Source organism: Micromonospora sp. NPDC047465 (genome assembly GCF_040643125.1).
Lineage (GTDB): Bacteria > Actinomycetota > Actinomycetes > Mycobacteriales > Micromonosporaceae > Micromonospora.
On record NZ_JBEYTP010000018.1, the window covers coordinates 33,234 to 58,758 of the forward strand.

At 73.6% G+C, this 25,525-nt stretch carries 21 protein-coding genes; 9 read left to right on the plus strand and 12 right to left on the minus strand.

The window, feature by feature from the left end:
- The first annotated feature begins 12 nt into the window (after positions 1 to 12).
- Both ABZ793_RS17960 and ppc read left to right on the plus strand, forming a co-directional pair.
- Positions 13 to 1,032 (plus strand): hypothetical protein, encoded by a 1,020-nt coding sequence (locus tag ABZ793_RS17960; protein WP_357458272.1) that lies wholly within the window; start codon positions 13 to 15, stop codon positions 1,030 to 1,032.
- Positions 1,033 to 1,136: 104 nt separating this feature from the next.
- Complete coding sequence (gene ppc, locus ABZ793_RS17965; RefSeq protein WP_357458274.1) at positions 1,137 to 3,923, plus strand: phosphoenolpyruvate carboxylase; 2,787 nt, start codon at positions 1,137 to 1,139, stop codon at positions 3,921 to 3,923.
- 74 nt (positions 3,924 to 3,997) lie between these two features.
- Here the strand turns inward: ppc and ABZ793_RS17970 are convergent, their stop codons facing one another.
- Entirely contained in the window at positions 3,998 to 4,774 is a 777-nt protein-coding gene (locus ABZ793_RS17970; protein WP_357458277.1) for a hypothetical protein, read from the minus strand.
- A 53-nt stretch (positions 4,775 to 4,827) separates the two neighbouring features.
- Between ABZ793_RS17970 and ABZ793_RS17975 the strand changes: the two genes are divergently transcribed.
- Positions 4,828 to 6,000: a DNA recombination protein RmuC gene (locus ABZ793_RS17975; protein ID WP_357458279.1), complete on the plus strand. Its 1,173-nt coding sequence runs from the start codon at positions 4,828 to 4,830 to the stop codon at positions 5,998 to 6,000.
- Positions 6,001 to 6,161: 161 nt separating this feature from the next.
- Entirely contained in the window at positions 6,162 to 9,431 is a 3,270-nt protein-coding gene (locus tag ABZ793_RS17980) for a S8 family serine peptidase (protein ID WP_357458281.1), read from the plus strand.
- Between the two features lie 224 nt (positions 9,432 to 9,655).
- Here ABZ793_RS17980 and ABZ793_RS17985 read toward each other — a convergent pair whose 3' ends face one another.
- Together ABZ793_RS17985 and ABZ793_RS17990 are read right to left on the minus strand one after the other, a co-directional pair.
- Positions 9,656 to 10,099: a hypothetical protein gene (locus ABZ793_RS17985; protein ID WP_357458284.1), complete on the minus strand. Its 444-nt coding sequence runs from the start codon at positions 10,097 to 10,099 to the stop codon at positions 9,656 to 9,658.
- Positions 10,100 to 10,143: 44 nt separating this feature from the next.
- Positions 10,144 to 11,130, minus strand: a complete 987-nt coding sequence (locus ABZ793_RS17990) for a 4-hydroxy-3-methylbut-2-enyl diphosphate reductase (RefSeq protein ID WP_357458286.1) — start codon at positions 11,128 to 11,130, stop codon at positions 10,144 to 10,146.
- A gap of 180 nt (positions 11,131 to 11,310) precedes the next feature.
- On the opposite strand from ABZ793_RS17990, the gene xseA reads away from it, so the two are divergent.
- A complete protein-coding gene (xseA, locus tag ABZ793_RS17995) occupies positions 11,311 to 12,531 on the plus strand; it encodes an exodeoxyribonuclease VII large subunit (RefSeq protein WP_357458289.1) in 1,221 nt (406 codons plus the stop codon).
- Positions 12,532 to 12,568: 37 nt separating this feature from the next.
- The gene (locus ABZ793_RS18000; protein WP_357458499.1) at positions 12,569 to 12,781 is read left to right on the plus strand and encodes an exodeoxyribonuclease VII small subunit; all 213 of its coding nucleotides are present in this window, start codon (positions 12,569 to 12,571) and stop codon (positions 12,779 to 12,781) included.
- A gap of 74 nt (positions 12,782 to 12,855) precedes the next feature.
- On the opposite strand, the gene ABZ793_RS18005 is transcribed toward ABZ793_RS18000, so the two are convergent.
- The 3 genes from ABZ793_RS18005 to ABZ793_RS18015 form a co-directional block, all read right to left on the minus strand.
- Complete coding sequence (locus tag ABZ793_RS18005) at positions 12,856 to 13,710, minus strand: hypothetical protein (RefSeq protein ID WP_357458292.1); 855 nt, start codon at positions 13,708 to 13,710, stop codon at positions 12,856 to 12,858.
- Positions 13,711 to 13,950: 240 nt separating this feature from the next.
- Positions 13,951 to 14,766: a hypothetical protein gene (locus ABZ793_RS18010; RefSeq protein WP_357458295.1), complete on the minus strand. Its 816-nt coding sequence runs from the start codon at positions 14,764 to 14,766 to the stop codon at positions 13,951 to 13,953.
- 111 nt (positions 14,767 to 14,877) lie between these two features.
- Positions 14,878 to 15,588 carry a DUF4245 domain-containing protein gene (locus ABZ793_RS18015; protein ID WP_357458298.1) on the minus strand — a complete coding sequence of 237 codons (711 nt, stop codon included), beginning with the start codon at positions 15,586 to 15,588 and terminating at the stop codon, positions 14,878 to 14,880.
- 153 nt (positions 15,589 to 15,741) lie between these two features.
- On the opposite strand from ABZ793_RS18015, the gene glpX reads away from it, so the two are divergent.
- Together glpX and ABZ793_RS18025 are read left to right on the plus strand one after the other, a co-directional pair.
- A complete protein-coding gene (gene glpX, locus ABZ793_RS18020; protein WP_357458300.1) occupies positions 15,742 to 16,776 on the plus strand; it encodes a class II fructose-bisphosphatase in 1,035 nt (344 codons plus the stop codon).
- A 14-nt stretch (positions 16,777 to 16,790) separates the two neighbouring features.
- Entirely contained in the window at positions 16,791 to 17,765 is a 975-nt protein-coding gene (locus ABZ793_RS18025; RefSeq protein ID WP_357458501.1) for a DMT family transporter, read from the plus strand.
- Positions 17,766 to 17,831: 66 nt separating this feature from the next.
- Here ABZ793_RS18025 and ABZ793_RS18030 read toward each other — a convergent pair whose 3' ends face one another.
- Positions 17,832 to 18,776, minus strand: coding sequence for an NAD-dependent epimerase/dehydratase family protein (locus ABZ793_RS18030; RefSeq protein WP_357458303.1), 945 nt, complete (start codon positions 18,774 to 18,776; stop codon positions 17,832 to 17,834).
- 141 nt (positions 18,777 to 18,917) lie between these two features.
- On the opposite strand from ABZ793_RS18030, the gene ABZ793_RS18035 reads away from it, so the two are divergent.
- A complete protein-coding gene (locus tag ABZ793_RS18035; protein WP_357458305.1) occupies positions 18,918 to 19,616 on the plus strand; it encodes a TetR/AcrR family transcriptional regulator in 699 nt (232 codons plus the stop codon).
- Between the two features lie 18 nt (positions 19,617 to 19,634).
- On the opposite strand, the gene ABZ793_RS18040 is transcribed toward ABZ793_RS18035, so the two are convergent.
- The 5 genes from ABZ793_RS18040 to ABZ793_RS18060 form a co-directional block, all read right to left on the minus strand.
- Entirely contained in the window at positions 19,635 to 21,206 is a 1,572-nt protein-coding gene (locus ABZ793_RS18040; protein WP_357458308.1) for a hypothetical protein, read from the minus strand.
- Positions 21,207 to 21,272: 66 nt separating this feature from the next.
- Positions 21,273 to 22,244: an NAD(P)/FAD-dependent oxidoreductase gene (locus ABZ793_RS18045; RefSeq protein WP_350703416.1), complete on the minus strand. Its 972-nt coding sequence runs from the start codon at positions 22,242 to 22,244 to the stop codon at positions 21,273 to 21,275.
- Between the two features lie 113 nt (positions 22,245 to 22,357).
- Entirely contained in the window at positions 22,358 to 23,011 is a 654-nt protein-coding gene (locus ABZ793_RS18050; protein ID WP_357458311.1) for a rhomboid family intramembrane serine protease, read from the minus strand.
- A 110-nt stretch (positions 23,012 to 23,121) separates the two neighbouring features.
- Positions 23,122 to 23,820, minus strand: a complete 699-nt coding sequence (locus ABZ793_RS18055; RefSeq protein ID WP_350703420.1) for a lytic transglycosylase domain-containing protein — start codon at positions 23,818 to 23,820, stop codon at positions 23,122 to 23,124.
- Positions 23,821 to 24,087: 267 nt separating this feature from the next.
- The gene (locus ABZ793_RS18060) at positions 24,088 to 25,503 is read right to left on the minus strand and encodes a PhoH family protein (protein WP_357458314.1); all 1,416 of its coding nucleotides are present in this window, start codon (positions 25,501 to 25,503) and stop codon (positions 24,088 to 24,090) included.
- Positions 25,504 to 25,525: the final 22 nt, after the last annotated feature.

Below are 25,525 nucleotides of genomic sequence, written 5' to 3' on the forward strand. Positions count from 1 at the left end.
TAGGCTGGCGGCGTGGACGAGGAGGCGCGCAACCGGCTGCGGACCCTGGGGCTGCTGCTCGGCACCCTCGCGCTCGCCACCGCGTTCATCGCCGCCTACGTCGGGGCGCTGCACCAGCCGACCCCGCGCGACGTGCCCGTCGGGGTGGTGCGCGGCGACCAGAAGGCGCAGGCCCTCCTGGACGCCGTACGCAACCAGACCGACAAGATCAAACCCGTCGAGTACGACGACCCGGGCGCCGCCGACGACGGCCTGACCACCCGCGAGGTGTACGGCGTGCTCGCCGCCACGGCCGAGGGCGGGCTGGCCCTGACCACCGCCAGCGCCGCCTCGCCCGCCGCGGCCGACGTCGTCGCGCAGGTGCTCTCCACCGCCGCGCGGCAGGCCGAACTCCCGCTGCGGGTGACCGACGAGGTGCCGGTGGCCGGGACCGACCCCCGCGGGCTGGTCCCGTTCTACCTGGCCGTCGGGTACGTCCTCGGCGGCTACCTCGCCTCCACCGTCCTCGGCCTCGGCAACGGCACCGCGCCGCGCGGACCACGCCGCGCCGGGCTGCGGATCGCCGCGCTGGCGGCGTACAGCCTGGTGCTCGGGGCCCTCGGCGCGGTCGTGGTCGGCCCGGTCCTCGGCGTCTGGGACCACGACCTGGTGGGCGTCGCCGCCACCGGGACGCTGGCGGTGTTCGCGGCGGCGATGGTCGCCTCCGCCGTGCAGGGCTGGCTGGGGCTGCTCGGCACCGGGCTGGTGATCCTGCTGCTGGTGGTGCTCGGCAACCCGGGCTCCGGCGGCATCTACGCCCCCGAGTTCCTCCCCACCTGGCTGCGCGGAATGCACCGGTGGAACGTGCCGGGGCTGGCCACCGACCTGCTGAAGTCCGTCGTCTACTTCGACCGCCGGTCGACCGGCTGGGCCGTGACCGGGCTGGCCCTGTGGTGCGTCCTCGGCGCGGCCGGGCTGCTCACCGCCAGCCTGGTCCGGGGCCGGCGGGCGGCGCCCCGCCACGCCGGGCGCCCCGCGTCTCCAACGGACTGAGGAATGGGACGAAACCGGGACCCCCTCCTGACGGCGGGGTCGTCGTGGATACGATCCAGGGGATCGGACAGCGCTGTCCTTCGTACTCACGTAAGGAGCGCCCCGTGAGCGACCAGCACGACCACGACGGCCCCGACGCCGCGTTGCGAGCCGACATCCGCCGCCTCGGCACCCTGCTCGGGCAGACCCTCGCCCGCCAGGAGGGTCGGCCGCTGCTCGACCTGGTCGAGGAGATCCGCGCGCTGGTCCGCTCCGACGCCCCGAGCGCCGCCCGGCGTCTCGCCGGCCTCGACGTCACCACCGGCACCAAGCTGGCCCGCGCCTTCTCCACCTACTTCCACCTGGCCAACATCACCGAGCAGGTGCACCGGGCCCGCGACCTGCGTCGCCGCCGGGCCATCCAGGGCGGCTGGCTGGACCAGGCGGCCAAGATGATCGCCGAGCGCGGGGTGCCGGCCGAGGAGATCGCCGCGGCGGCCCGGCGGCTGGCGGTACGCCCGGTCTTCACCGCCCACCCGACCGAGGCGGCCCGCCGGTCGATCCTGTCCAAGCTGCGCGCGATCGCCGACGAGCTGGACACCGAGACCGCCAACGCGATCCTCTACGGCGCCAGCGACGAGGGCCCGGCCAACCGCCGCCTCGCCGAGCTGCTCGACCTGATGTGGCAGACCGACGAGCTGCGGCTGGACCGGCCCGACCCGACCGACGAGGCCCGCAACGCCATCTACTACCTGCGCGACCTCTACGCCGAGGCGGCGCCGCAGGTGCTCGACGACCTCGCCGACACGCTGCGCACCCTCGGCGTGGAGACCTCCCCGACCGCCCGGCCGCTGACCTTCGGCACCTGGATCGGCGGCGACCGCGACGGCAACCCGTTCGTCACCCCGACCGTGACCCGCGAGGTGCTGACCATCCAGCACGAGCACGGCATCGAGGCCACCGAGAAGGCGATGGACCACCTGATCAACGAGGTGTCGGTGTCCCGGCGGTTGCGCGGGGTGTCGCTGGACCTCTCCGCCAGCCTCGCCGCCGACCTGGACGCGCTGCCCGAGGTGGCGCCCCGGTTCCGCCGGGTCAACGCCGAGGAGCCCTACCGGCTCAAGGCCCGCTGCGTGAAGGCGAAGCTGGCCAACACCCGGCAGCGGCTGCGGCAGGGCACCGCGCACGTGCCCGGCCGGGACTACCGCGGCTCGGCCGAGCTGATCGCCGACCTGGAGCTGCTGCGCGCCTCGCTGGCCCGCAACTCCGGCCAGCTCACCGCCGTGGGCCGGCTCGCCTCCACCATCCGTACGGTCTCCGCGTTCGGGCTGCACCTGGCGACCATGGACGTGCGGGAGCACGCCGAGGCCCACCACGCGGTGCTGGCCCAGCTCTACGCGGCCGTCGGCGAGGTCTCCGACTACCCGTCGCTGAGCCGCCTCGAGCGGACGAAGCTGCTCGCCGACGAGCTGGCCGGCCGCCGCCCCCTGTCCACGCTGGACACGCCCCTGACCGAGGCGACGCGCAAGACGTTCGACGTCTTCGGCACCATCCGCGAGGCGCAGGACCGGTTCGGCGCGGAGGTCATCGAGTCGTACATCATCTCGATGACCCTCGGGGTGGACGACGTGCTCGCCGCGGTGGTGCTGGCCCGCGAGGCCGGCCTGGTCGACGTGCACAGCGGCCGGTCCCGGATCGGGTTCGTGCCGCTGCTGGAGACGCCGAGCGAGCTGAACTCGGGCGGCGAGCTGCTCGACGAGCTGCTGTCCCTGCCGGCCTACCGGGCGCTGGTCGCCGCGCGGGGCGACGTGCAGGAGGTGATGCTGGGCTACTCCGACTCCAACAAGGAGGCCGGCATCACCACCAGCCAATGGTCCATCCACCGGGCCCAGCGCGCGCTGCGCGACGTGGCCGCCCGGCACGGCGTGCACCTGCGCCTCTTCCACGGCCGCGGCGGCACGGTCGGGCGCGGCGGCGGCCCGACGCACGAGGCGATCCTGGCCCAGCCGTACGGCACGCTGGACGGCGCGATCAAGGTGACCGAGCAGGGCGAGGTCATCTCCGACAAGTACTCGCTCCCGTCGCTGGCCCGGGAGAACCTGGAGCTGACCCTGGCCGCGGTGCTCCAGGCCACGCTGCTGCACACCGCGCCCCGGCAGCCCGCCGAGATGCTGGAACGCTGGGACGCGACGATGGAGCTGGTCTCCGACTCGGCCTTCCGGTCGTACCGGTCGCTGGTCGAGGACCCGGACCTGCCCGCGTACTTCTGGGCGTCCACGCCGACCGAGCTGCTCGGGGCGCTGAACATCGGTTCCCGTCCGGCGAAGCGACCCAACACCGGGGCCGGGCTCGGCGGCCTGCGCGCCATCCCGTGGGTGTTCGGCTGGACCCAGACCCGGCAGATCGTGCCCGGCTGGTTCGGGGTCGGCTCCGGGCTGGCCGCGGCGCGGGCGGCGGGGCTGGAGGACGTGCTGGCCGAGATGCACCGCAACTGGCACTTCTTCCGCACGTTCCTGTCCAACGTGGAGATGATGCTCACCAAGACCGACCTGAGCATCGCCCGTCGGTACGTCGAGACGCTGGTGCCGAAGAAGCTGCACCCGATCTTCCACAAGATCGAGCAGGAGTACGAGCTGACCAAGCAGGAGGTGCTGGCGGTGACCTCCTCGCCCGCCCTGCTGGAGAGCTCCCCGGTGCTCCAGCGCACCCTGGCCGTCCGCGACACCTACCTGGAGCCGCTGCACCACCTCCAGGTCGCCCTGCTGCGCCAGTACCGGGAGTCCGGGGCGGCGGGCCGGGCGGTGGCGACCGCGCCGGGCGGCCGACGGGCCCCGAGCGACGGCACGGCGCTGGAGCGTGCCCTGCTCACCACGGTCAACGGCATCGCCGCCGGCATGCGCAACACCGGCTGAGGTGTCAGGAAGGGCCCCTTGTCACCGGATTCCGGATGACAGGGGCCCTTCCTGACACGACGACCGGCGGGCGCTCAGAAGTCGCCGCCGCCGAAATCGCCACCACCGAAATCGCCGCCACCGAAATCGCCGCCACCGAAATCGCCGCCACCGAAATCGCCGGCCTGGTCGCCGCCGAAGTCGCCGCCCTGGTCGGGGCCGCCACCGAAGCCCTCCTCGTAGCCGGCCGCGTAGCCGTAGCCGGGGTCGGCGAAGGCCGGCGAGAAGAGCGCGTCGGCGATCAACAGGCCGCCGACCACGCCCGCCCCCGCGCCCAGCGCGGTCTTCCACCACGGCGTGGAGTACCAGCCCGCCGGCACCGGCCGGCCCTGGTAGCGCCCGCCCGGGTAGTAGTAGGGCGTGTCCCGGCCCGGCCGCGGGCCCGCCTTGAACGTCTGCCCCCGCACGTCGACCTGCCGCTCCCGGGTCAGCTCGCCGGCGCCCTGCGCGGCGGCCAGCGGGGGCAGCTCGGGGCCGGGATCGATGCCGAGCGCCACCCGGGCGGCCCGGGCGTACGTCAGCCCCTCCAGCGCGGTCTCCCGGGCCAGGCGGTACTGCTGGACGGTCCGGGCCTGTTCGAGCTGGCCACCGGCCGCGTTGTAGCGCTCGCCCGCGTCGACCAGCGCCTGGCGGACCGCCGGGTGGTCGCCGTGCAGGTTCATCACCTGTCCGCCCAGGCGCTCGTACCAACGCTGGGCGTCGGCCCGCACGTCGGCCAGGCTCCGCGCCTCCCGGGCGGCGCGCTCCCGCCGCCACCAGACGAACGCGCCCACCAGCAGCGCCGCCAGGATCACCACCAGCAGAATTTCCATGGCACGAACGTACCCGGGACGGTCATGCCGTACGCGTCTGGCAAGCTCCGGTGGTGGACTTCTCGACGCTGGCCGTGGTGGTCGTCTGCCTCGCCGCCGGAGGCGCGGTGGGCTGGTACGCCGCCCGGGCCCGCTCGGCCACCGACATCGCCCGGCTGGACGCCACGCTGCGGGCCACCCGGGAGGGCGAGGGCCGGCTGGAGCAGTCCATGCGGGCGCTGAGCTACGAGGCCACCGCGCAGTCCCAGGAGGCCGTCGCCCGGGCGGTGGCCCCGCTGCACGAGACGCTGCGCCGATACGAGCAACGGGTGGCCGAGCTGGAGCGGGACCGGGTCGACGCCTACGCCGAGCTGCGCGAACAGGTCCGCACGATGAGCACCGTCTCCGGCGAGTTGCGCACCGAGACCAAGCAGTTGGTGGCGGCGCTGCGGGCGCCGCAGGTGCGGGGCCGCTGGGGCGAGCACCAGCTGCGCCGGATCGTGGAGGCGGCCGGCATGCTGGAACACTGCGACTTCTCCGAGCAGGTCACCGCCGCCACCGACCACCAGGGGGTCCGCCCCGACCTGGTGGTCCGGCTACACGGGGGCCGGTCGGTGGTGGTGGACGCCAAGGCGCCCTTCGACGCCTACCTGACCGCGATGGAGGCCCGCGACGAGCGGGGCCGCGACACCAACCTCGACGCGCACGCGCGGCACCTGCGGGCACACGTCGACGCGCTGGCCGCCAAGTCCTACTGGGCCGCGTTCGACAGCACGCCGGAGTTCGTGGTGCTCTTCGTGCCGGCCGACCCGTTCCTCGACGTCGCGTTGCAGCGCGACCCGACGCTGCTGGAGCACGCGTTCGCCCGCAACGTGGTGCTGGCGACGCCGGCCACCCTGGTGGCGCTGCTGCGCACCGTCGCCTACTCGTGGCGGCAGGAGGCGCTGGCCCGCAACGCGGTGGCGGTGCACTCGCTGGCCCGCGAGCTGTACGGCCGACTGTCCACGCTGGGCGACCACGTCGGCAAGCTGGGCGCGTCGCTGGGCGGGGCGGTGACCGCGTACAACCGGGCGGTGGGGTCGCTGGAGGCCCGGGTGCTGGTCAGCGCCCGCAAGCTCGCCGAGCTGGGGGTCTCCGACGAGGAGCTGGCCGCCCCGGCGCAGGTCGAGCTGGCCCCCCGTCAGCCGCAGGCGCCGGAGCTGCTGGGCACGGCCGATGCGCCGACCGGTGGGTCGACACTGGACTGACGGCCGATTCCTACCACCTCCGCTATGACAATACGCATTCGCGCACGTCACGAAGTGGTCACAACGAACTCGCCGGTAGTGACACCGACCTGCGACACCACGAAGGATTCGGGCACGTGTGCCCTGCATCTGAGGGCCCTGTTCTCTGGAGGAAAGAGAACGTGAGCAAACCCCGAAACCTGAGCCGGCGTACCTCCGCCGCGCTCTTCGCGTCGGTCGTGGCGGCCAGCGCCGTGACCGGCACGGGCGGAGCCGCGAGCGCGAGCGCCGCGCCCGCCGCCGCCCCCGACACCTCGCAGGTCACCCCGGTCGAGGCCCTGGGTTCGCACGACGCCAAGCTGCTCGCCGAGGCGGAAGCGAAGAAGGCCCCGACCGTCACGCTGATCGTCGCCACCAAGAAGGGCGAGGCGAAGGACGTCGCCGCCGACCTGAAGGCGCTCGGCGCCGCGGTCACCGAGCGGTACGACAGCATCGGCTACGTCCTGGCCAAGGTTCCCACCTCGAAGGTGGTGAAGGCGGCCACGCTGCCCGGCGTCTCCGCCGTGGACTTGGACGAGACCATCCAGCTCCCCGACCCGACGCCCGAGGTGGCCCCCGGCGGCAAGAAGGCGGCGAAGCAGGCGGCGACCCTGCCCGGCCCCGGCGCCGACACCCCGGCCGCCAACCCGTACATGCCGACGCACGAGACCGGCGCGGTCTCGTTCGTGAAGCAGCACCCGGAGTGGGACGGCCGCGGCGTCACGATCGGCATCATGGACTCCGGTGTGGACCTCGGCCACCCGGCGCTGCAGCAGACCACGACCGGCGAGCGGAAGATCGTCGACTGGGTCACCGCGACGGACCCGTTCGAGGACGCCACCTGGCGCGCCATGATCACCGAGGTGACCGGCCCGTCGTTCACCGCGGCCGGCGCGACCTGGAAGGCCCCGGCGGGCACCTACCGGTTCAACCGGTTCGCCGAGTCGGTGACCACGAACAGCGACCCGGCCGGTGACGTCAACCGCGACGGGGACCGCACCGACGCCTTCGGCATCCTCTACGACCCGGCCACCCACAACATCTGGGTCGACACCAACCAGAACAACGACTTCACCGACGACGCCCTGATGCGGCCGTACAAGGAGAAGTTCGACGTCGGCCACTTCGGCACCGACAACCCGGCGACCCCCGTCGCCGAGCGGATGCCGTTCGTCGTGGAGTACCGCGAGGACGTGGACACCGCTCCCGTCGGCGGCCCCGGCCTGGTCGACTACGTCAACATCGGCATCGTCGAGAGCACCCACGGCACCCACGTCGCCGGCATCACCGCCGCCAACGACATGCTCGGCAACGGCGCCTTCGACGGTGCCGCGCCCGGTGCCAAGCTCGTCTCCGCCCGCGCCTGCTCGTGGGGTGGCGGCTGCACGTACGCCGCCCTCACCACCGGCATGGCCGACCTGGTGATCAACCGCAAGGTCGACGTGATCAACATGTCGATCGGCGGCCTGCCGGCGCTGAACGACGGCAACAACGCCCGCGCCGAGCTCTACAACACCCTGATCACGACCTACGGCGTGCAGATGTTCATCTCGGCCGGCAACTCCGGCCCGGGCCTGAACACCATCGGCGACCCGTCGGTGGCCGCCAACGTGGTCAGCGTCGCGGCGAGCATCAGCAAGGACACCTGGCTGGCCAACTACGGCTCGGTCGTGGAGCAGAAGAACGCGCTGTTCAACTTCTCCTCCCGTGGCCCGCGCGAGGACGGCGGCGTCAAGCCGAGCATCACCGCGCCCGGCTCCGCCATCTCCACCGCGCCGACCTGGCAGCTCGGCAACCCGGTCCCCGAGGCCGGCTACCCGCTGCCCCCGGGCTACGCGATGCTGAACGGCACCTCGATGGCCTCCCCGCAGGCCGCCGGCGCCGCCGCCCTGCTGCTGTCGGCCGCCAAGGCGACCGACAAGGGCGTCACCCCGGCCGCGCTGCGCCGGGCCGTCTACTCGTCGGCGAAGCCGATCAAGAACGTCCCGACGTACGCCCAGGGCTACGGCATGTTCGACGTGGCGGGCGCGTGGAAGCTGCTGCGCAAGGGTGTGGAGACCCGCTCCTACACCTCCGACGCCCCGGTCTGCACCGTGCTCTCCGGGCAGCTCGGCACCCCGAACCGGGGCACCGGCGTCTACAACCGTTGCGGCTCGGCCGACGGCGGGCACCGGGTCGGCCAGGCGAAGACCTACCAGGTCGGAATCACCCGTACCAGCGGGCCGGCCGGCACCGTGAAGCACGTGGTGGGCCTGCGCGGCAACGACGGCACCTTCAAGGCGCCGAAGACCGTCTCGCTCCCGCTGAACAAGACCGTCACCGTCACGGTCACCGCCAAGCCCGCCACCTCCGGCGCGCACGGCGCGATCATGACGATCGACGACCCGCGCACCTCGGTCATCGACTTCGAGTTCTCCACCGTCGTCGTGGCCTCGAACGACGTGCAGAAGCCCGACTACTCCTTCTCGGCCGAGGGCTCGGTCGAGCGGAACGGCTTCACCTCGTACTTCGTGACGGTGCCGCCGGGCACCGGCGCCCTCCAGGTGAACCTGTCCGGCATCGCCACCGGCTCGCAGACGCGGTTCATCGCGTTCAACCCGTACGGCGTCCCGGTGGAGAGCACCTCCAGCCTCGCCTGCTACACCAACTTCTCCGACGCCAACGCCTGCAAGCCGCAGGAGCGCGACTACCAGAACCCGATCGCCGGGGTCTGGGAGATCGAGGTGGAGTCCCGCCGGACCTCGCCGTCGCTGGACAACCCGTTCCAGCTCACGGCGCGGGTGCAGGGTGTCGCGGTCGAGCCGGCCGTGATCGAGCTGCCGTCGGTCGCCGCCGGTGCGGCGACCCCGGTGACCTGGTCGCTGACCAACACCTTCGGCCCGGTCGCGGTGGCCGGCCAGGGCGGGCCGCTCTCCAGCGTCCACGCCGAGCGGCCGACCATCGCCGAGGGCACGACGCAGGAGTTCATCGTGGAGGTGCCGGCGGGGGCGACCCGCTTCACCGCCCGGATCGGCAACACGGCCAGCGCCGCAGCCGACCTCGACCTCTTCGTCTTCCGTGGTGCCACGGAGGTCGGCCGGGCCGCCGACGGCGACTCGGAGGAGGCCGTGACCATCAACAACCCGGCGGCGGGCACCTACCGGGTGGTCGTCGACGGCTACGCGGTCGACGGGGCCGGTGGCAGCACCGCCTACGACTACCGTGACTCGTTCTCCGCCGCGGCGCTGGGCAACCTCTCGGCGTCGTCCACCCCGCTCACCCTCGCCAACGGCGCCACCGCCACCCTGACCGGTACGGTGACCGCCCAGGCGACCCCGGCCGCCGGCCGGGCGCTCTTCGGTGAGCTGTCCGTGGTGACCACCGAGGGCGCGGTCGTCGGCCGCGGCGCCGTCTCCATCGGCACCGTGAACTGACCGCCCCGCACCGGAACACCGGAGCCCGCCCCCACCCGGGGGCGGGCTCCGCCCGTTCGTGGGCCCGACCACGGCCAACCGGCCGTCGGGCGTCGGGCGTCGGGCGTCGGGCGTCGGGCGTCGGGCGTCGGGCGTCGGGCGTCGGGCGTCGGGGCATTGTCCACGCCACGCTGTCGAGCTGCCCCGTCCCGATGATGACCCGCCCGCCGCGTGCGGGTGGCGGATCAGCCGCGGCGGGCGGTGTCGACCTGGAAGGGCGTGCCCTGCTGGCAGGTGGTGAGCAGGTCGGGCTGGACCCGACCGGTGACGGTCACCTTCGCGCCGGGCTTCAGCACGTCGCGCGGGCCGCCGATCAGCAGGTAGTTGCCGAGCAGCAGGCAGTTGGGCTCGACCCCGGGGGTGATCGTCCCGGTCAGCGTGGTGCCGCCCGCCGGCGGCGACGAGGTCGGCCGGCCCGGGCGCTTCGTGGGCGGGGGCAGGACGGGACCGCTCGCGTCGTCGCTGGTCGGCATCGCGCCGGGGGTGGTCGGATCCGGGTTGGGCGGGGTGGTCACTGGGGCTCCCGTCGGGCTGGGGGTGGGGATGCCGCCGCCACCGTCCTGGCCGCCGCAGGCGCTCAGCGCCACGCAGACGGCCAGCGCGGAGGCGGCGAGCCGAAAGGTCCTCATACCCGTATCGGACGCAGCGAAGCCCGGCGCCGTTCCCTGCCGGGTCAGCCGCGGGCCGCGGCGGCCTTCATGTCCCGCTTGAGCTCCTGCGGCAGCGAGAAGGTCAGCCGCTCGTTGGCCGTCACCACCTCGTCCACGTCGGTGAACCCGTGCGCGGCGAGGTGGGCGAGCACCTCCTGCACCAGCTCGTCCGGGACGCTGGCGCCCGAGGTCAGCCCGACCGTGCGCGCCCCCTCCAGCCAGGCGTCGTCGATCTCGTGCGCGAAGTCGACGAGGTGACCGGCCCGCGCGCCGGCGTCCAGGGCGACCTCGACGAGGCGTACGGAGTTGGAGGAGTTGCGCGAGCCGACGACGATCACCACGTCGCACTCGGGCGCGATCTCCTTGACCACGTGCTGACGGTTGGAGGTGGCGTAGCAGATGTCGTCGCTGGGGGGCGACTGGAGCATCGGCAGCCGCTTCTTGAGCCGGGCCACCGTCTCCAGCGTCTCGTCGACCGAGAGGGTGGTCTGGGAGAGCCAGACGACCTTGTTCGGGTCGCGGACGGTGATCTTGTCGGCGTCCTCCGGGCCGTCCACGAGCTGGATGTGCTCCGGGGCCTCGCCGGAGGTGCCGATGACCTCCTCGTGCCCCTCGTGGCCGATCAGCAGGATGTCGTAGTCCTCGGCGGCGAACCGCTTCGCCTCCTGGTGCACCTTGGTGACCAGCGGGCAGGTCGCGTCGATCGCCTTGAGCGAGCGCGTGCGGGCCTGCTCGTAGACCTCCGGCGCCACGCCGTGCGCGGAGAAGATGACGGTGGCGCCCTCCGGCACCTCCTCGTTCTCCTCCACGAAGATCGCGCCCTTGGCCTCCAGGGTCTGCACGACGTGCTTGTTGTGCACGATCTGCTTGCGTACGTAGATCGGGGCGCCGTAGAGCGTGAGCGCCTCCTCCACGGTCTGCACCGCGCGGTCCACGCCGGCGCAGTAGCCGCGGGGCTTGGCCAGGAGCACGCGCTTGCCGGTCCGGGACGTCGCTTCAGCCTGAGTCACCCGCCCATCGTACGTGCCGCCCGGACGGCAACCCCGACTGCGACCGCCACCACAGCGACGGCCCCCACCCGACACCTGCCCCACCCCGTTGATCATGAGGTTGTTGCCCGCGACACGCCGTCAGCAGGGCAACAACCTCATGATCAACCGAGCCCGGGCGGCGGGCCGTAGGGTGGGCGGGTGAGCACAGGCGAGGTGGGGCGGAGCACACCCGAGGAGCCGTGGCCGGTCCGGGTGGTCAGCCAGAAGGTCGGCGCCTGGATCGCCCGGCTGGGCTGGGTGTGGGTCGACGGGCAGGTGGCGCAGATCAGCCGCCGGCCGGGCGCCACCACCGTCTTCCTCACCCTGCGGGACCCGTCGGCCGACCTGAGCCTGACCGTCACCACCAACCGGGACGTCCTCGACGCCGGCGCGCCGGAGCTGCGCGAGGGTGCCCGGGTGGTGCTGCACGCCAAGCCGGAGTTCTACGCGGCCCGGGGCACGCTCAGCCTGCGCGCCGACGAGATCCGGCAGGTCGGCCTCGGCGAGCTGCTGGCCCGGCTGGAGAAGCTCAAGAAGCTGCTCGCCGCCGAGGGGCTCTTCGACCGGGCCCGCAAGCGCCGTCCGCCGTTCCTGCCCAACCGGATCGGGCTGATCACCGGCCGCGCGTCGGCCGCCGAGCGGGACGTCCTGACCAACGCCCGCCGGCGCTGGCCGGCCGTGGAGTTCCGCACGGTCAACGTGGCCGTCCAGGGGCCGAGCGCGGTCCCGCAGATCGTCGACGCGCTCAAGGTGCTGGACGCCGACCCGACCATCGACGTGATCATCATCGCCCGGGGCGGGGGCGGCATCGAGGATCTGCTCCCCTTCTCGGACGAGGCGCTCTGCCGGGCGGTGTTCGCCTGTCGCACGCCCGTGGTCAGCGCGATCGGCCACGAGACGGACGCGCCGCTGGTCGACTACGTCGCAGACCTGCGTGCCTCCACGCCGACCGACGCGGCCAAGCGGGTGGTCCCCGACCTCACCGAGGAGGTACGCCTCATCCGGCAGGCCCGGCACCGCCTGGAACGCGCGGTGCGCAACCTCGTCGACCGCGAGTCGCACCGGCTCGACGGGCTGCGCTCCCGGCCCGTGCTGGCCCGCCCGCAGGTGATGGTCGACCAGCGGGCCACCGACCTGACCGGGCTCCGCCAACGGGCCGGGCGCTGCCTGGACCACCGGCTCTCAGCCGCCGACGACGACCTGCGGCACACCCTGGCCCGGCTGCGTGCCCTCTCGCCGGCGGCCACCCTCGACCGGGGCTACGCAATCGTCCAGCGGGCCGACGGGCACGTCGTCCGGGCCGCGTCCGAGGTGGGCAAGGGCGACGCGCTGCGGGTCCGGCTCGCCGACGGCGAACTGGCCGCCACGGTCGACGGCTGAACGGGGATGGCAGGCACGATGTGGTGGGATGGCAGCGATGACTGACGAGAAGAAGGACGAGCGCCTCAGCTACGAGCAGGCCCGCGCCGAGCTGGCGTCGGTGGTCGAGCGGCTGGAGGCCGGCGGCACGACGCTGGAGGAGTCGCTGGCGCTCTGGGAGCGCGGCGAGAAGCTGGCCGAGGTCTGCCAGCACTGGCTCGACGGCGCCCGCGCCCGGATCGACGCCGCGCGGCAGGAGCCCGCCTCCTGACGTCCCCGCGTCGATCATGGGGTTGTGGGGACGAACGTCACCCACCACAAACCCCATGATCGACGCGGCGGGCGTCAGTTGAACAGGTTGTAGAGCTCGGCCGGCGCCTCGACCACCTGGTCCGCCGGCGGCTTCTGCGCGGCGGCGGCGTTGCCGTAGTCCGAGTAGGTGATCCGGATGTCCTGCGCCTTCGTCTGGCCGGCGGCCGGGATCTGGATGACCATCTCGCTGAGTCGCCCCTGCGGGTCGAGCTTCGCGGTGAACGGCACCGACTTCGCCTGCGCCCCGAGGGCCGTGACCACCGCCGGGTCCACCGAACCCGCCTGCGCCGCCTTCGACACGTCGATGGTGCCGGCGTACGCGCCCTCGCCCGTCTGCCGCACCTCGGTGATGCCCTGGGTCAGCACCTCGCTGCCCGCCGGGTCGACCTTGTCGAAGTCGAAGCCGAGGTTCCGGTTGCCCTTGATCCGGGTCTGGTCGAGGTGCTGGTACTTGCCGAGGTTCAGCTTCTGCACGCCCGGCAGGCTGCCCGCGGTCGTGCCGCCGAGTTCCAGCTTCACCCAGCTGTCCGGCTTGGCGTGGATCAGGTCGAGCTTCATGAACAGGTCGTCGGTCGGCTGGCCGATCGTCACCCGCATCTCGGCGCTCTGGCTGGGCTCGTGCACCTGCCCCTCCGCGGTGGAGCCGGCGCCGGACATGGTGAACCGGAAGTTGCCGTTGCTGATCTCGCGGGTGGAGGCCAGCAGCGCCTGCTTGGCGTCGCCGGGGACCGGGGTCGCGGCGCCGGAGGCCGCCACCGTGCCGGACGCCGACACGGACGGGGAGGCGGACGAGCCCGCCTCCGGTGTCCCGCTGGCATTGCAGGCGGCCAGACCGGGAGTGAACAGCGCGGCGGCCATCAGGCCGGCGCTCAGGCGTCGAAGAGTCATGCGTGTCTCCCACGTGGGTCACCCGACGCACCTGACGGCGCCGGAAACCGGGCGACGCACCGCGTCGGCTACGTCGCGCGAGCCCGGGGGCCGGCTGCCGGAGCGGCCGGGCGGGCCCGCTCCCCTGTTGTTCCCTGCCACCGCGTCGCACAATCACCGGTCTGTCCGGTTGCCCCGGTCGGGTGACCGCCGAAACGCGGAAACGGGCGGCCGGAGCCGCCCGTTTCCGTCGTGCCGGTGTTAACTGAACATCTCGTACGTCGAGGCCGGGGCCTCGACGACCTTGTCCGCCGCCGGCTTCTGCGGGGCGGTGGCGTTGCCGTAGTCGGCGTAGGTGACCGTCATGTCGTGGGCCTTGGTTTCACCGGCCGCCGGGACCGAGATGACCAGCTCGGTGAGCCGACCCTGGTCGTCCAGCTTGGCGGTGAAGGACAGCGACTTGGCCTGCGCGCCGAGCGCCTTGACCATGTCGGAGTCCAGGGCGGCCGAGCCGTCGCCCACGGCGGACGCGTCGAGCTTGCCGGCGTAGCTGCCCTCGCCGGTCTTCTGCACCTCCGTGATGCCCTTGGCGAGCACGGCAGCGCCGGCCGGGTCCACGTCCTTCATGTTGAGGCCGAGCTCGCCGGCGTCCTTGACCTTGGACTGGTCGAGGTGCTGGTACTTGTCCTTCACCTTGTCGGCGCCGGGGATCATCGCCCCCAGCTCGCCGAGGTCGATCTTCACCCAGCTCTCCGGCTCGATGTAGATCATCTCCATGCCGAAGGTGGTGCCGGAGCCGTCGTCGGCCTTCATCGTGAACTGGGCGCTGTTGCTGGGCTTGTGCACCGAGCCCTTGCCGCTGATGCCGTCACCGGCGATCGTGAAGTTGAAGTTCCCCTTCTCGATCTCCTTGGTGGAGGCGAGCAGCGCCTCCTTCGCGTCGGCGGGGACGGCCGGGGCCGACGACGCGGACGAGCCGGCGGCGCCGGGCTCGGCGGTGTCCGACTTGCAGGCGGCCAGACCGGGAACGAGCAGGGTGGCGGCGAGCACGCCGACGCTCCACCGTCGAATGTTCACTGTTGTCTCTCTTCGCAGAACGGTAAGCACCCGGCCGACCGCGGTCGCCGGGGGTGAGCCGGGGCAGCGTAGCCGATGGGACCGACGTCCGGGGCCCTCGACGGCCGGCCGCTACCGGATCGTCCCGGCCAGGTGTCGCAGCTCGTTGTCCCGGGCGTCGCCGACCACGATCACCGTCCGGTTCGGTTCGAGCAGCACCAGCGCCTGCTCGTTGGCCCGGGCGGTGTACCGCTGCCAGGTGCGCCCGCCCAGGTCGGTCTGTCCCTGGGGTTGCCCCTCGGCGGTCAGCTCGGCCGGCAGCAGCTGCTCCGGCGGCACGTTGCTCTGCACCAGTTGGGCGCCCCGCCCCTCCGGGGTGAGGTAGCCGAGGCGCAGACTCGCCCCGCCCTCGACGTTCTGGAAGGTCGCGTTGACCGTCCGCCACCCGTCGCCCAGCTCTACCGGCTCGCTGACCGGGAACGCGTTGGCGGCCCGGGCCGACTCGACGGCGGGCGCGGGGTCGACCGTGACCGCCTGGTCGCCGCCGAGGAACCCCCGGTAGAAGGCGAGCAGCAGGGCGATCGGGATCAGCAGCACGAGCAGCGAGAGCGCCATGTCCTTCGGCGACCGCTCCGACTTGCGGGCGTCGACCGCGGGCGGCGGCGCGGGCAGCTCGCCCGTCTCCGCCGCGCCGGCCGGCGTGGCGCCCGGCGCGGCGGGGGGTTCCACCAGCGCCGGCTCGCCCTCCGGCACGGCGGCGGCCGGGGTCGGGGCGACCGGCGGCTGACCGTCCGGCGGCGTCTGGTCGGCGGGTACGCGATCGGCAGGCTGTGCGGGTTCCACCCCGCCATCTTCCCGCACCGCCCGACCGGCCGTATCCGGGCCATCACCGCCCCGGCACGGCGCCCGGTCAGCCATCGTGTGAGGATCAGCGACACAGCCGGCAGCGGCGACGCCGCACCCTGCCGCCCCGCAACGTCGCGAGGAGGAGCCGTCATGACCAACACCACCAGGACGCGGATCCCACAGGATCTCGACCGCAACCTCGCCCTCGACCTGGTCCGGGTCACCGAGGCCGCGGCGATGGCCGCCGGCCGCTGGGTCGGCCGGGGCGACAAGGAGGGCGGCGACGGGGCCGCCGTCGACGCGATGCGCAAGCTGATCAACTCGATCCCCATGCGGGGCGTCGTGGTGATCGGCGAGGGCGAGAAGGACAACGCGCCGATGCTCTTCAACGGCGAGGAGGTCGGCGACGGTACGGGGCCGGAGGTGGACGTCGCGGTCGACCCCATCGACGGCACCACGCTGATGAGCAAGGGCATGCCGAACGCCCTGGCCGTGCTCGCGGTCGCCGAGCGCGGGGCGATGTTCGACCCGAGCGCCGTGTTCTACATGGAGAAGCTCGCGGTCGGCCCGGTCTACGCCGACGTGGTGGACATCAACGCCGGGGTGGCCGACAACCTGCGCCGGATCGCCAAGGTCAAGGGCGCCGACATCTCCGAGGTGACGGTCTGCGTCCTGGACCGTCCCCGGCACGACGACCTGGTGGCGCAGATCCGGCGCGCCGGGGCGGGCATCCGCTTCATCTCCGACGGCGACATCGCGGGCGCCATCGCCGCCGCCCGCGGCGAGTCGGACGTCGACGTGCTGATGGGCATCGGCGGCACCCCGGAGGGGATCACCGCGGCCTGCGCCCTCAAGTGCATGGGCGGGGCGATGCAGGCCAAGCTCTGGCCGCGCGACGCCGAGGAGCGGGAGAAGGCGCTCGCCGCCGGGCACGACCTGGACCGGGTGCTCACCACCGACGACCTCGTCACCGGCGACAACTGCTTCTTCGTGGCGACCGGGGTCACCTCCGGTGACCTGCTGCGCGGGGTCCGCTACCGGGCCGGCGGGGCGTACACCCAGTCGATCGTGATGCGCTCGAAGAGCGGCACGATCCGGGTGATCGACTCGTACCACCGGCTGGAGAAGCTGGCCCTCTACTCGGCGGTGGACTTCGACGGCCGCCCCCTGGCCGAGCAGGAGTGACCGCCACCGGGACGATGGCCCCGCCGGCCCCGTCGGCGACCCGCCGGATCGCCGGCGTGGGCCTAGCGACCGCCTCCGGGGTCGCCGTGGCCGTACAGTCCCGGATCAACGGCGAGTTGGGCGTACGACTGTCCGACGGGATCGCCGCCGCGGTGGTCTCGTTCGGCGTGGGCCTGCTGGTGCTGTTGGTGCTGGTTCCCGCCACCGCAGGTGGGCGGCGGGGACTGGTGGCCCTGCGTGGCGCGCTCGCCGACGGCACGCTGCGGCCGTGGCATTGCCTCGGCGGGGTGTGCGGCGCCCTGCTGGTGGCCGCGCAGGGGCTGACCATCGGCGCCCTGGGCGTGGCCGTGTTCACCGTGGCGGTGGTCGCCGGCCAGTCCGGCAGCAGCCTGGCCGTCGACCGGGCGGGGGTCGGCCCGAACGGGCGCCAGCCTGTCACCGCCCAGCGGCTGGCCGGCGCGGCGCTGACCGTGGTCGCCGTCCTGCTGGCCGTCGGCGACCGGCTCGGCGACCCGGGCACCCTCGGGCTGGCGCTGCTGCCGCTGCTCGCGGGGGTGGCCATCGCCTGGCAGCAGGCGGTCAACGGCCGGGTGCGGATGGCCTCCGGCAGCGCCCTGACGGCCACGCTGGTCAACTTCACCGCCGGGACGACGGCCCTGCTGGCGACCTTCGCCGTCGACGTCGCGGTCCGGGGCTGGCCGGCGGGCGACCTGCCCACCGAGCCCTGGTTCTACCTGGGTGGGCCGATCGGGATCGTGTTCATCGCCATCGCCGCCGCCATCGTCCGGTTCACCGGCGTGCTGCTGCTCGGCCTGGCCACCATCGCCGGTCAGATCGTCGGCGCCGTGCTGCTGGACGTGCTGCGGCCCACGACGGCCTCCCACCCGAGCCTCACCACCCTGCTCGGCGCGGCGCTGACCATGGTCGCGGTCCTCGTCACCGCGCTCGCCCCGGCCGCGCCCGGCCGTGCGGACGGCCCGGCCCGCTGACGTCGTCAGGGCAGCGGAACGGACCCGGCGGGTGTGCCGGCCCGCGCGGAACGGCCCCGCCGGTGCTCAGGAGGCGCGCGCCGGGGCCGGCCGGGCGCTGAGGGCGGCGACGGTGTCGGCGAGGGCGTCGTCGAGCGGGGTCGGGTCGATGCCGAAGGTGGCGACGGCCGCGGTGGAGTCCAGCACGAACGGCCGGTCGAACTGGTAGGCGATCTCCCGCATCTCCTTCGCGGCCGGGTCAAACAGCCCGCCCAGCCACAGCACCGGGCCGGGCATCCGGGTGAGCTTCGGCGCGGGCGCCCCGGCGAGCGTGGCCGCGCGGGCGGCCAGGCCACGGATCGAGACCGCCGGCGCGGTCGGCACGTGCCAGGCCCGGCCCCAGCCCCGCTCGTCGGTGGCCGCGGCCACCAGGGTGCGGGCCACGTCCGGCACGTACGTCCAGCTGTGCGGCGCGTCGAGGTCCGCCGGCACCAGCGCGCGCCGGCCGGCCAGGACCTGCGGCAGCACCAGCATGCTCGGCAGTGAATGGGCGCCGGCGCCCAGGTAGTCCGAGCCCCGCACCTCGGTGACCCGGACCCGGCCCGCCTCGTGGGCGGCGAGCGCGTCGGCCCACATCTGCGCCCGGACCCGCCCCTTCACGCTGCTCGGCCGCAGCGGCGTCGCCTCGGTCATCGGGGCGTCGACGGGGCCGTAGCCGTAGAGGTTGCCGACGGTGGCGAGCACCGCCCCGCTCCGCTCGGCGGCGGTGAGCAGTGCGGCGGCCAGTGGCGGCCAGTCGGTGGTCCACCGGTGGTAGGCCGGGTTGGCGCAGTTGTAGAGCGCCGCCGCGCCGGTGGCCGCCGCGGTGAGGCGGTCGGCGTCGGTGGCGTCCGCGGCGATCCGCTCGACCGCCGGGTGCTCCGGCCCGCCGCCCCGGCGGGTCACGAGCCGCACCCGCTCGCCCCGGTCGGCGAGGAGACGGGCGGTGGCGGTGCCGACGGGGCCGGCGCCGACGATCACGTGCAGTGCCATCAGGGGTCACCTTTCAGAACGGCGATTCTCTCCGAGAGCGGTGCTCTCGCTCGACGCCAAGCATGCCCCACGACCGCGCCCTGCGTCAAGAGCAGTGCTCTCGGTTTTGATCTGCGCTCTCATCCGTGGCAGGGTGGAGGCATGGCTGCACCCTCCATCCGCGCCCGGGTCCGCGCCGAGATGATCGACGAGATCAAGGCCGTGGCCCGGCGACACCTCGCCAGCGACGGCGCCAACCTGTCACTCCGTGCGGTCGCCCGGGACATGGGCATGGTCTCGTCGGCGATCTACCGCTACTTCCCCAGCCGCGACGAGCTGTTGACCGCGCTGATCATCGAGGCGTACGACGCGCTCGGCGAGGCCGTGGAGACGGCCGACGCCGGATGCGACCGCCTCGACCTGCGCGGACGCTGGCACGCCGCCTGCCGGGCGGCCCGCGGCTGGGCGCTCGCCCACCCCGCCGAGTACGCCCTGCTCTACGGCAGCCCCGTGCCCGGCTACGCCGCCCCGGACGACACCATCGGCCCCGCCCAGCGACCGCCGCTGACCCTGATCGGCATCCTCCGCGACGGATTCGACGCCGGTCGGCTCGACCCGCCACCGGCCGCCGAGATGGCCGGGCCGCTCCGCGCCGACCTGGCGGACCTGGCCGGAATGCTGGGCGGTGAGCTGCCCGAGACACTGCTCGCCCGGGGCATGGCCGGCTGGACCCAGCTCTTCGGGCTGATCAGCTTCGAGCTGTTCGGCCGGATCAACCGCACGCTGCCGCATCGGGACGCGTACTTCGACCACCAGACGGCACTGATGGCCGACCTGATCGGGCTCCCCCGAACGGGCTGAACCCGTCCCGCGCGACGGTCAGCGGGGCGGCCCGGCGGGACGCGGCGTCGGCCACGGCGGATCGACCAGCCGGGCCGCCCGCCAGCCCAGCAGCAGCCCCGGCACCGTGGCCACCGCCGCGAGCAGCAGAGCCGTGCGGGTGTACGCGGGCCGGCCGTAGAGCCAGCCGACCAGCGGCAGTGCGGCCAGCGCCAGGGTCAGGGCGGTGGCCAGCAGCACCTCCAGGGTCCACCGACCGGAGGCGCCCCGCGACCAGGCCGGCACCAGGGCGAACAGCAGCACGCCCAGTAGGACCGGGAGCCACGCGAGGAGGGCCAGCCAGAGATGCGGCTCGCCCGGCCAGACGACGGCCAGCAGCGCCCAGGCGGTGGCCCCGAGCGCGGCCAGGCAGGTCGGCAACCAGGGCCCGTTCCCGGCCCGGAACCCCGCCCGGGCACCCGACACGGCGAGCACCGACACGCCCAGCATGAGCCCCGCCAGCAGGGCGAGGAGCGGATCGGCGCCCCGGTCGGCCGGAGTGCTCCGGCCGACCGCCGGCGGGCGTCCGTCGAACGGGTACCCGCCCGCCTGAGCGTCGACGAAGCCGAGCCGCTCCCAGGTCCCGTCCGGCCGGCGGAGGGCGAAGCCGTCCCGACCGTTGGCCACCAGCACGACGTGCCGGCCGTCGCCGGTGTCCCGCACGGTCAGCTCCTGGGCGGCGATCCGTTCCCCCCGCGGCCCCGGGTCCGGGTACTGCCGGAGCAGGACGGCCCGCTGCGCCCCGGTCACCGCCCAGGCGGGGTGCCAGCTCCGGCCCCCGTCGTCGCTCTGCTCCACCGCGAGCCGGCCGGGGACCACCCGGTAGCAGCGCGCCGGAACGGCGGTCGAGCAGCCCCGGCTGACCGGGCCGGCGACCGGCCCGTTCGTGCCGGTCAGCGCCTCGATCTCGCTCCGCGTCGGATCGCGCCACGTCACCCCGGCGTCATCGCTCATCCGCCAGTCGGGCGTGCTCCCGAAGACCTGGTCGGCGTAGCCGTGGCCGATGCCGGCCGCCAACCGTTCGTCGAGGACCGCTGCCCGGACGGCGTCGGGATAGTGGACGGGGCTGGTCGCCGCCACCGCGAGCGCCGCCGCCGGCAGCAGCACCAGCAGGCGGACCAGCCGGGCGGACCGCCGCCGCACCGGCTCCCGCCGCGCCCGGGCCCAGCACCAGCCCGCGAGGGCCAGGGCCGGCAGGGCGAGCAGGTCGGTGCGGTCCGCCCGGATCAGCGAGGGCCCGCTGACGGCGCTCCAGGCCGCCGAGGCGACGGTGGCGGCGTACCCGCTGGACTTGACCACGGTGAAGCCGGCGGCGACGAGACCGAGCCCGAGCCCGGCGGCGGTGCGCGCCGGCAGCCGCGGCGCCAGCAGGGTGAGCAGCACCGCGACCAGCGGCGGCGCGAGGACCAGGCCGGCGACGTCGCTGAGCTTGCCGGTCAGCGCGCCGGGGAAGGCCGCCTTGAGCAGGTGGTCGTTGACCACGAGGAGGACGAGGGCGGCGACCGTCGCGGGATGCCCCAGCCAGGCCAGGGTCGCCGGCGCGCCGTCACGGTGTGGGGCCGGGACGCTCATCCGCCCACCGTCGCAGCCATTGATCTCGATCCGGCCACGACCCGGGCGGCATCCGGTACCGGTGCGTCAGGTGCCGTCGGAGGAGTGCCCGGGGAAGAGGTGCGCGCTCGGGTCGATGGCCACGGCGGCGTTGTTCACCGCCGTGGCGGCCTCGCCGAAGCCGGTGGCGATCAGCCGCACCTTGCCCGGGTACTCGGTGATGTCGCCGGCCGCGAAGACCCGGGGCAGGTTCGTCGCCATCGCGCTGTCGACGACGATGTGCCGGCGGTCGAGCCGCAGCCCCCACTCGGCCAGCGGGCCGAGGTCGGCGGTGAAGCCGAGGGCGGCGACCACCGTGTCCACCGGCAGCAGCTCGGCGGCGGCGCCGCCGCGTACGGTGATCTCGGCGCCGGTCACCGCCCCGTCGCCGTGCAGCCCGGTCACCTCCGCGTTGACGATCACGCGCACCGGCAGTTCCAGCACCCGGGCGACGGTGGCGGCGTGGGCGCGGAACTTCTCCCGCCGGTGCGCCAGCGTCACCGAGCGGGCCAGCGGCTGGAGCGTCAGCGCCCAGTCGAAGGCGGAGTCGCCGCCACCGACGATCAGCACGTCCCGGCCGGCCAGCTCGGTCGGCTGCGGTACGAAGTAGACGATCCCCGTACCGGCGAAGTGCTCCGCCACCGGCAGCGGGCGGGGCGTGAAGCTGCCCAGCCCGCCGGTCACGATCACCGCCCCGCAGCCGAGCTGCTCGCCCCCGGCGAGGCCGAGCACCGGCCGCCCGTCGGCGTACGAGAGCTTCTCGGCGCGGGTGCCGAGCAGGTAGCGCGGGTCGAAGGGCGCCGCCTGGGCGACGAGGTTGGCGATCAGGTCCCGCCCCTTGACCGCCGGGAAGCCGGCCACGTCGTGGATCAGCTTCTCCGGGTACATGGCGGTGATCTGGCCGCCGGGCTCGGGCAGCGCGTCGACGACCGCGACGGAGAGCCCGCGGAAGCCGGCGTAGTACGCCGCGAACAACCCGGCCGGACCGGCCCCGATCACCGCGACATCGACCTCGCGCATGGGCGTACCGTCGCTTTCCGCTCACGGATCAACGCGTGCTGATCCCGACGGTAGGGCCGGCGGTGTGCCCGGGCAAGCACGTCCCACCGGCCGCACGGCCGGCGCGTCGGCGCTCAGGGCAGGGTGAGCGTGGACTCCGAGCGGTACGGGCCACCGAGGTCGTCCCGGCGGCGGCGGAAGATGATCGCGGCGACCGCCCCGCCGAGCAGCCCGAACAGGTGCCCCTGCCAGGAGATCCGCTCGTCGGTGGGGAGGATGCCGACCAACTGCCAGCCGTAGAGCAGGCCGACCAGCAGGAAGACCGCGAAGTTCCACCAGCTCCGCTCGACGATCCCCCGCATGAGCAGGATGCCCAGGTAGCCGAAGATGACGCCGCTCGCGCCGACCACGACGGAGTTGGACGAGCCGGTGAACCACACCCCCAGCCCGCTGACCAGGACGATGACGAGCGTCGACCAGAGGAACCGGCGGGCGCCGGCGGCGAGCACGAAGGTGCCGAGCAGGATCAGCGGGATGCTGTTGCTGTAGAGGTGGTCGAAGCCGTGGTGCAGGAACGGCGAGAAGAACACCCCGTCGAGCCCGTCGATGCGCTTGGGGATGATCCCGGCGGCGGCGTCGAAGCCGGCCGCCAGCCCCTGGTCGAGGGCCTCGATGAGGAAGAGGAACGGCACCACCGCGCACATGGCGACGAAGGCCCGGCCGAGCGCGGCGTAGAACGCCTCGGTGCCGAACCGGTGCGGATCACCGCTTCGCGGGTGCAGGGTCACCCGTCAAGAGCTATCAGGTGACGGCCCGTGCCGCCACTCCTGCGGCGATCCGTACGCCCCGACGACGGAGGCGGGGTGTGTGGACGCCCACACACCCCGCCTCCGGTCGGTCAGTACCAGCCCACGTCCTGGGAGTGCGCCCAGGCCTTGCAGGGCGAGCCGTAGCGGCCCTCGATGTAGCCGAGGCCCCACTTGATCTGGGTCGCCGGGTTGGTCTGCCAGTCGTCGGCGACCGAGCCCATCTTGCTGCCCGGCAGCGCCTGCGGGATGCCGTACGCCCCGGACGAGGAGTTGCGGGCCTTGTGGTTCCAGCCGCTCTCCTTGGTCCAGAGCTTGTCCAGACAGGGGAACTGGTCCATCCCGAAGCCGGCCTTCACCATGAGCGCGCAGCCGACCTCGCGGTTGCCGCTGAACTCCGCGCAGGACGCCGGGATCGGCCCGTCGTACGGCTTGCTCTCGGCGGCCTTCTCGGCCGCGGCCTTGGCGGCGGCCTCCCGCGCCTTCTTCCGCGACGCGGCGGCGGCCTCGGCCTCGCGGGCCCGCTGGGCGGCCTCCTTGGCCGCTGCGGCGGCGCGCAGCTTCGCCTGGTATTCGGCGGCCCGCTGCTTCGCCGACTGCACCTGGTGGGCGGCCTGGCGTTCGCGCTGGTAGTCGAACTCGGCCTCCTCCACGGCGGCGCCGACCTGCGCGGTGAGGCCCTGTTGCTGGGTCTGTCGGTCTTCGCCCAGGTAGACACCGCCGGCAACGCCCACGGAGAGCAGCGCGACAGCGGCCGTGCGGGCGCCGAACCGGCTCCACAGCCGACTCACGAAGTGGTCCCTTCGTCGGGGGCAAGGACACGGCGCGGGCACCCGTCAGGGGGTGGGTCCGCGCCGCGAGCGCCCCGACCCTGTGCCGGTCGCAGCCGACGCACCGGGGGTGGAGATGTCGGTGTGACGAACGATCACCAACGATCTTGTCGGTACGTGGGCGCTCGTTGGACACCATCGCGCACGGTGAGGCCGATGGGAAACCAACAGGCGCAATTGTGACTTGGGTCACTCAAATTATAGGCACAAACGGCCAGATAACGGTCATCAGTGCGGGATGTCCTCCAGCAGGTCCGTCACCATCGCGGCGATCGGCGAACGCTCCGAACGGCTGAGGGTGACGTGAGCGAAGAGCGGATGGCCCTTGAGCGCCTCGATCACCGCGGTCACCCCGTCGTGCCGGCCGACGCGGAGATTGTCCCGCTGGGCCACGTCGTGGGTGAGCACCACCCGCGAGCCCTGGCCGATCCGGGAGAGCACGGTCAACAGCACCCCGCGCTCCAGCGACTGCGCCTCGTCCACGATCACGAAGGCGTCGTGCAGGCTCCGGCCCCGGATGTGGGTCAGCGGCAGCACCTCCAGCAGGCCGCGCGACGTGACCTCCTCCAGCACGTTCTCGTGCACCACCGCGCCGAGGGTGTCGAAGACCGCCTGCGCCCAGGGCGACATCTTCTCCGACTCCGAGCCGGGGAGGTAGCCCAGCTCCTGCCCGCCGACGGCGTAGAGCGGGCGGAAGACCACGACCTTCTTGTGCCGCCGGCGCTCCATCACCGCCTCCAGCCCGGCACAGAGGGCCAGGGCGGACTTGCCCGTCCCGGCCCGCCCGCCCAGCGAGACGATGCCGACCGACTCGTCGAGCAGCAGGTCGAGGGCGATCCGCTGCTCGGCCGAGCGGCCGTGCAGCCCGAACGCCTCCCGGTCGCCGCGGACCAGCCGTACCGTCTTGTCGGGCAGCACCCGGCCGAGCGCCGAGCCGCGGGCGGAGTGCAGCACCAGGCCGGTGTGGCAGGGCAGCCCGGCGGCCGCGTCCAGGTCGAGCGTCTCGCCGGCGTAGAGCCGGCCGATCTGCTCCTCGGCCAGCTCCAGCTCGGACATCCCCGTCCAGGTGGGGTCGCTGGCCTGGCCGTGCCGGTACTCGTCGGCCCGCAGGCCCACCGAGGCCGCCTTGACGCGCAGCGGCATGTCCTTGCTGACCAGGGTCACCTCCCGCCCCTCGGCGGCGAGGTTCAACGCGACGGAGAGGATCCGCGCGTCGTTGGAGTCGGTGCGGAAGCCCGGCGGCAGCACACCGTCGTCGGCGTGGTTGAGCTCCACCCGCAGCGTGCCGCCGGAGTCGTTGGCCGGCACCGGGCGGTCGAGCCGCCCGTGCCTGACCCGCAGCTCGTCCAGCATGCGCAGGGACTGCCGGGCGAACCAGCCCAGTTCCGGGTGGTGCCGCTTGCCCTCCAGCTCGGAGATCACCACGAGGGGCAGGACCACCTCGTGCTCGGCGAAGCGGTGGAAGGCCGCCGGGTCGGAGAGGAGCACCGAGGTGTCCAGGACGAACGCCTGGCCGGCTGGTCGGGGCTCCTCGGCGTCGGCCGGAGCGGCGGACGGCCCGCGGCGGCTCCGGGTGGTGCGGCGGGTCGTGGCAGTTGCGGCCGTGGTCCGGTCGGCCCCGGCGGTCGTACGGCGAGTCGTCACAGGCCTGCTCCGACGGATGGGC

What these genes read in the sequence shown, in the direction of transcription:
- ABZ793_RS17970 (WP_357458277.1), bottom strand. Translation starts at nt 4,774, where the DNA reads ATGGAAATTCTGCTGGTGGTGATCCTGGCGGCGCTGCTGGTGGGCGCG.
- ABZ793_RS17985 (WP_357458284.1), bottom strand. Translation starts at nt 10,099, where the DNA reads ATGAGGACCTTTCGGCTCGCCGCCTCCGCGCTGGCCGTCTGCGTGGCG.
- ABZ793_RS18000 (WP_357458499.1), top strand. Translation starts at nt 12,569, where the DNA reads ATGACTGACGAGAAGAAGGACGAGCGCCTCAGCTACGAGCAGGCCCGC.
- ABZ793_RS18005 (WP_357458292.1), bottom strand. Translation starts at nt 13,710, where the DNA reads ATGACTCTTCGACGCCTGAGCGCCGGCCTGATGGCCGCCGCGCTGTTC.
- glpX (WP_357458300.1), top strand. Translation starts at nt 15,742, where the DNA reads ATGACCAACACCACCAGGACGCGGATCCCACAGGATCTCGACCGCAAC.
- ABZ793_RS18025 (WP_357458501.1), top strand. Translation starts at nt 16,791, where the DNA reads ATGGCCCCGCCGGCCCCGTCGGCGACCCGCCGGATCGCCGGCGTGGGC.
- ABZ793_RS18030 (WP_357458303.1), bottom strand. Translation starts at nt 18,776, where the DNA reads ATGGCACTGCACGTGATCGTCGGCGCCGGCCCCGTCGGCACCGCCACC.
- ABZ793_RS18035 (WP_357458305.1), top strand. Translation starts at nt 18,918, where the DNA reads ATGGCTGCACCCTCCATCCGCGCCCGGGTCCGCGCCGAGATGATCGAC.
- ABZ793_RS18040 (WP_357458308.1), bottom strand. Translation starts at nt 21,206, where the DNA reads ATGAGCGTCCCGGCCCCACACCGTGACGGCGCGCCGGCGACCCTGGCC.
- ABZ793_RS18045 (WP_350703416.1), bottom strand. Translation starts at nt 22,244, where the DNA reads ATGCGCGAGGTCGATGTCGCGGTGATCGGGGCCGGTCCGGCCGGGTTG.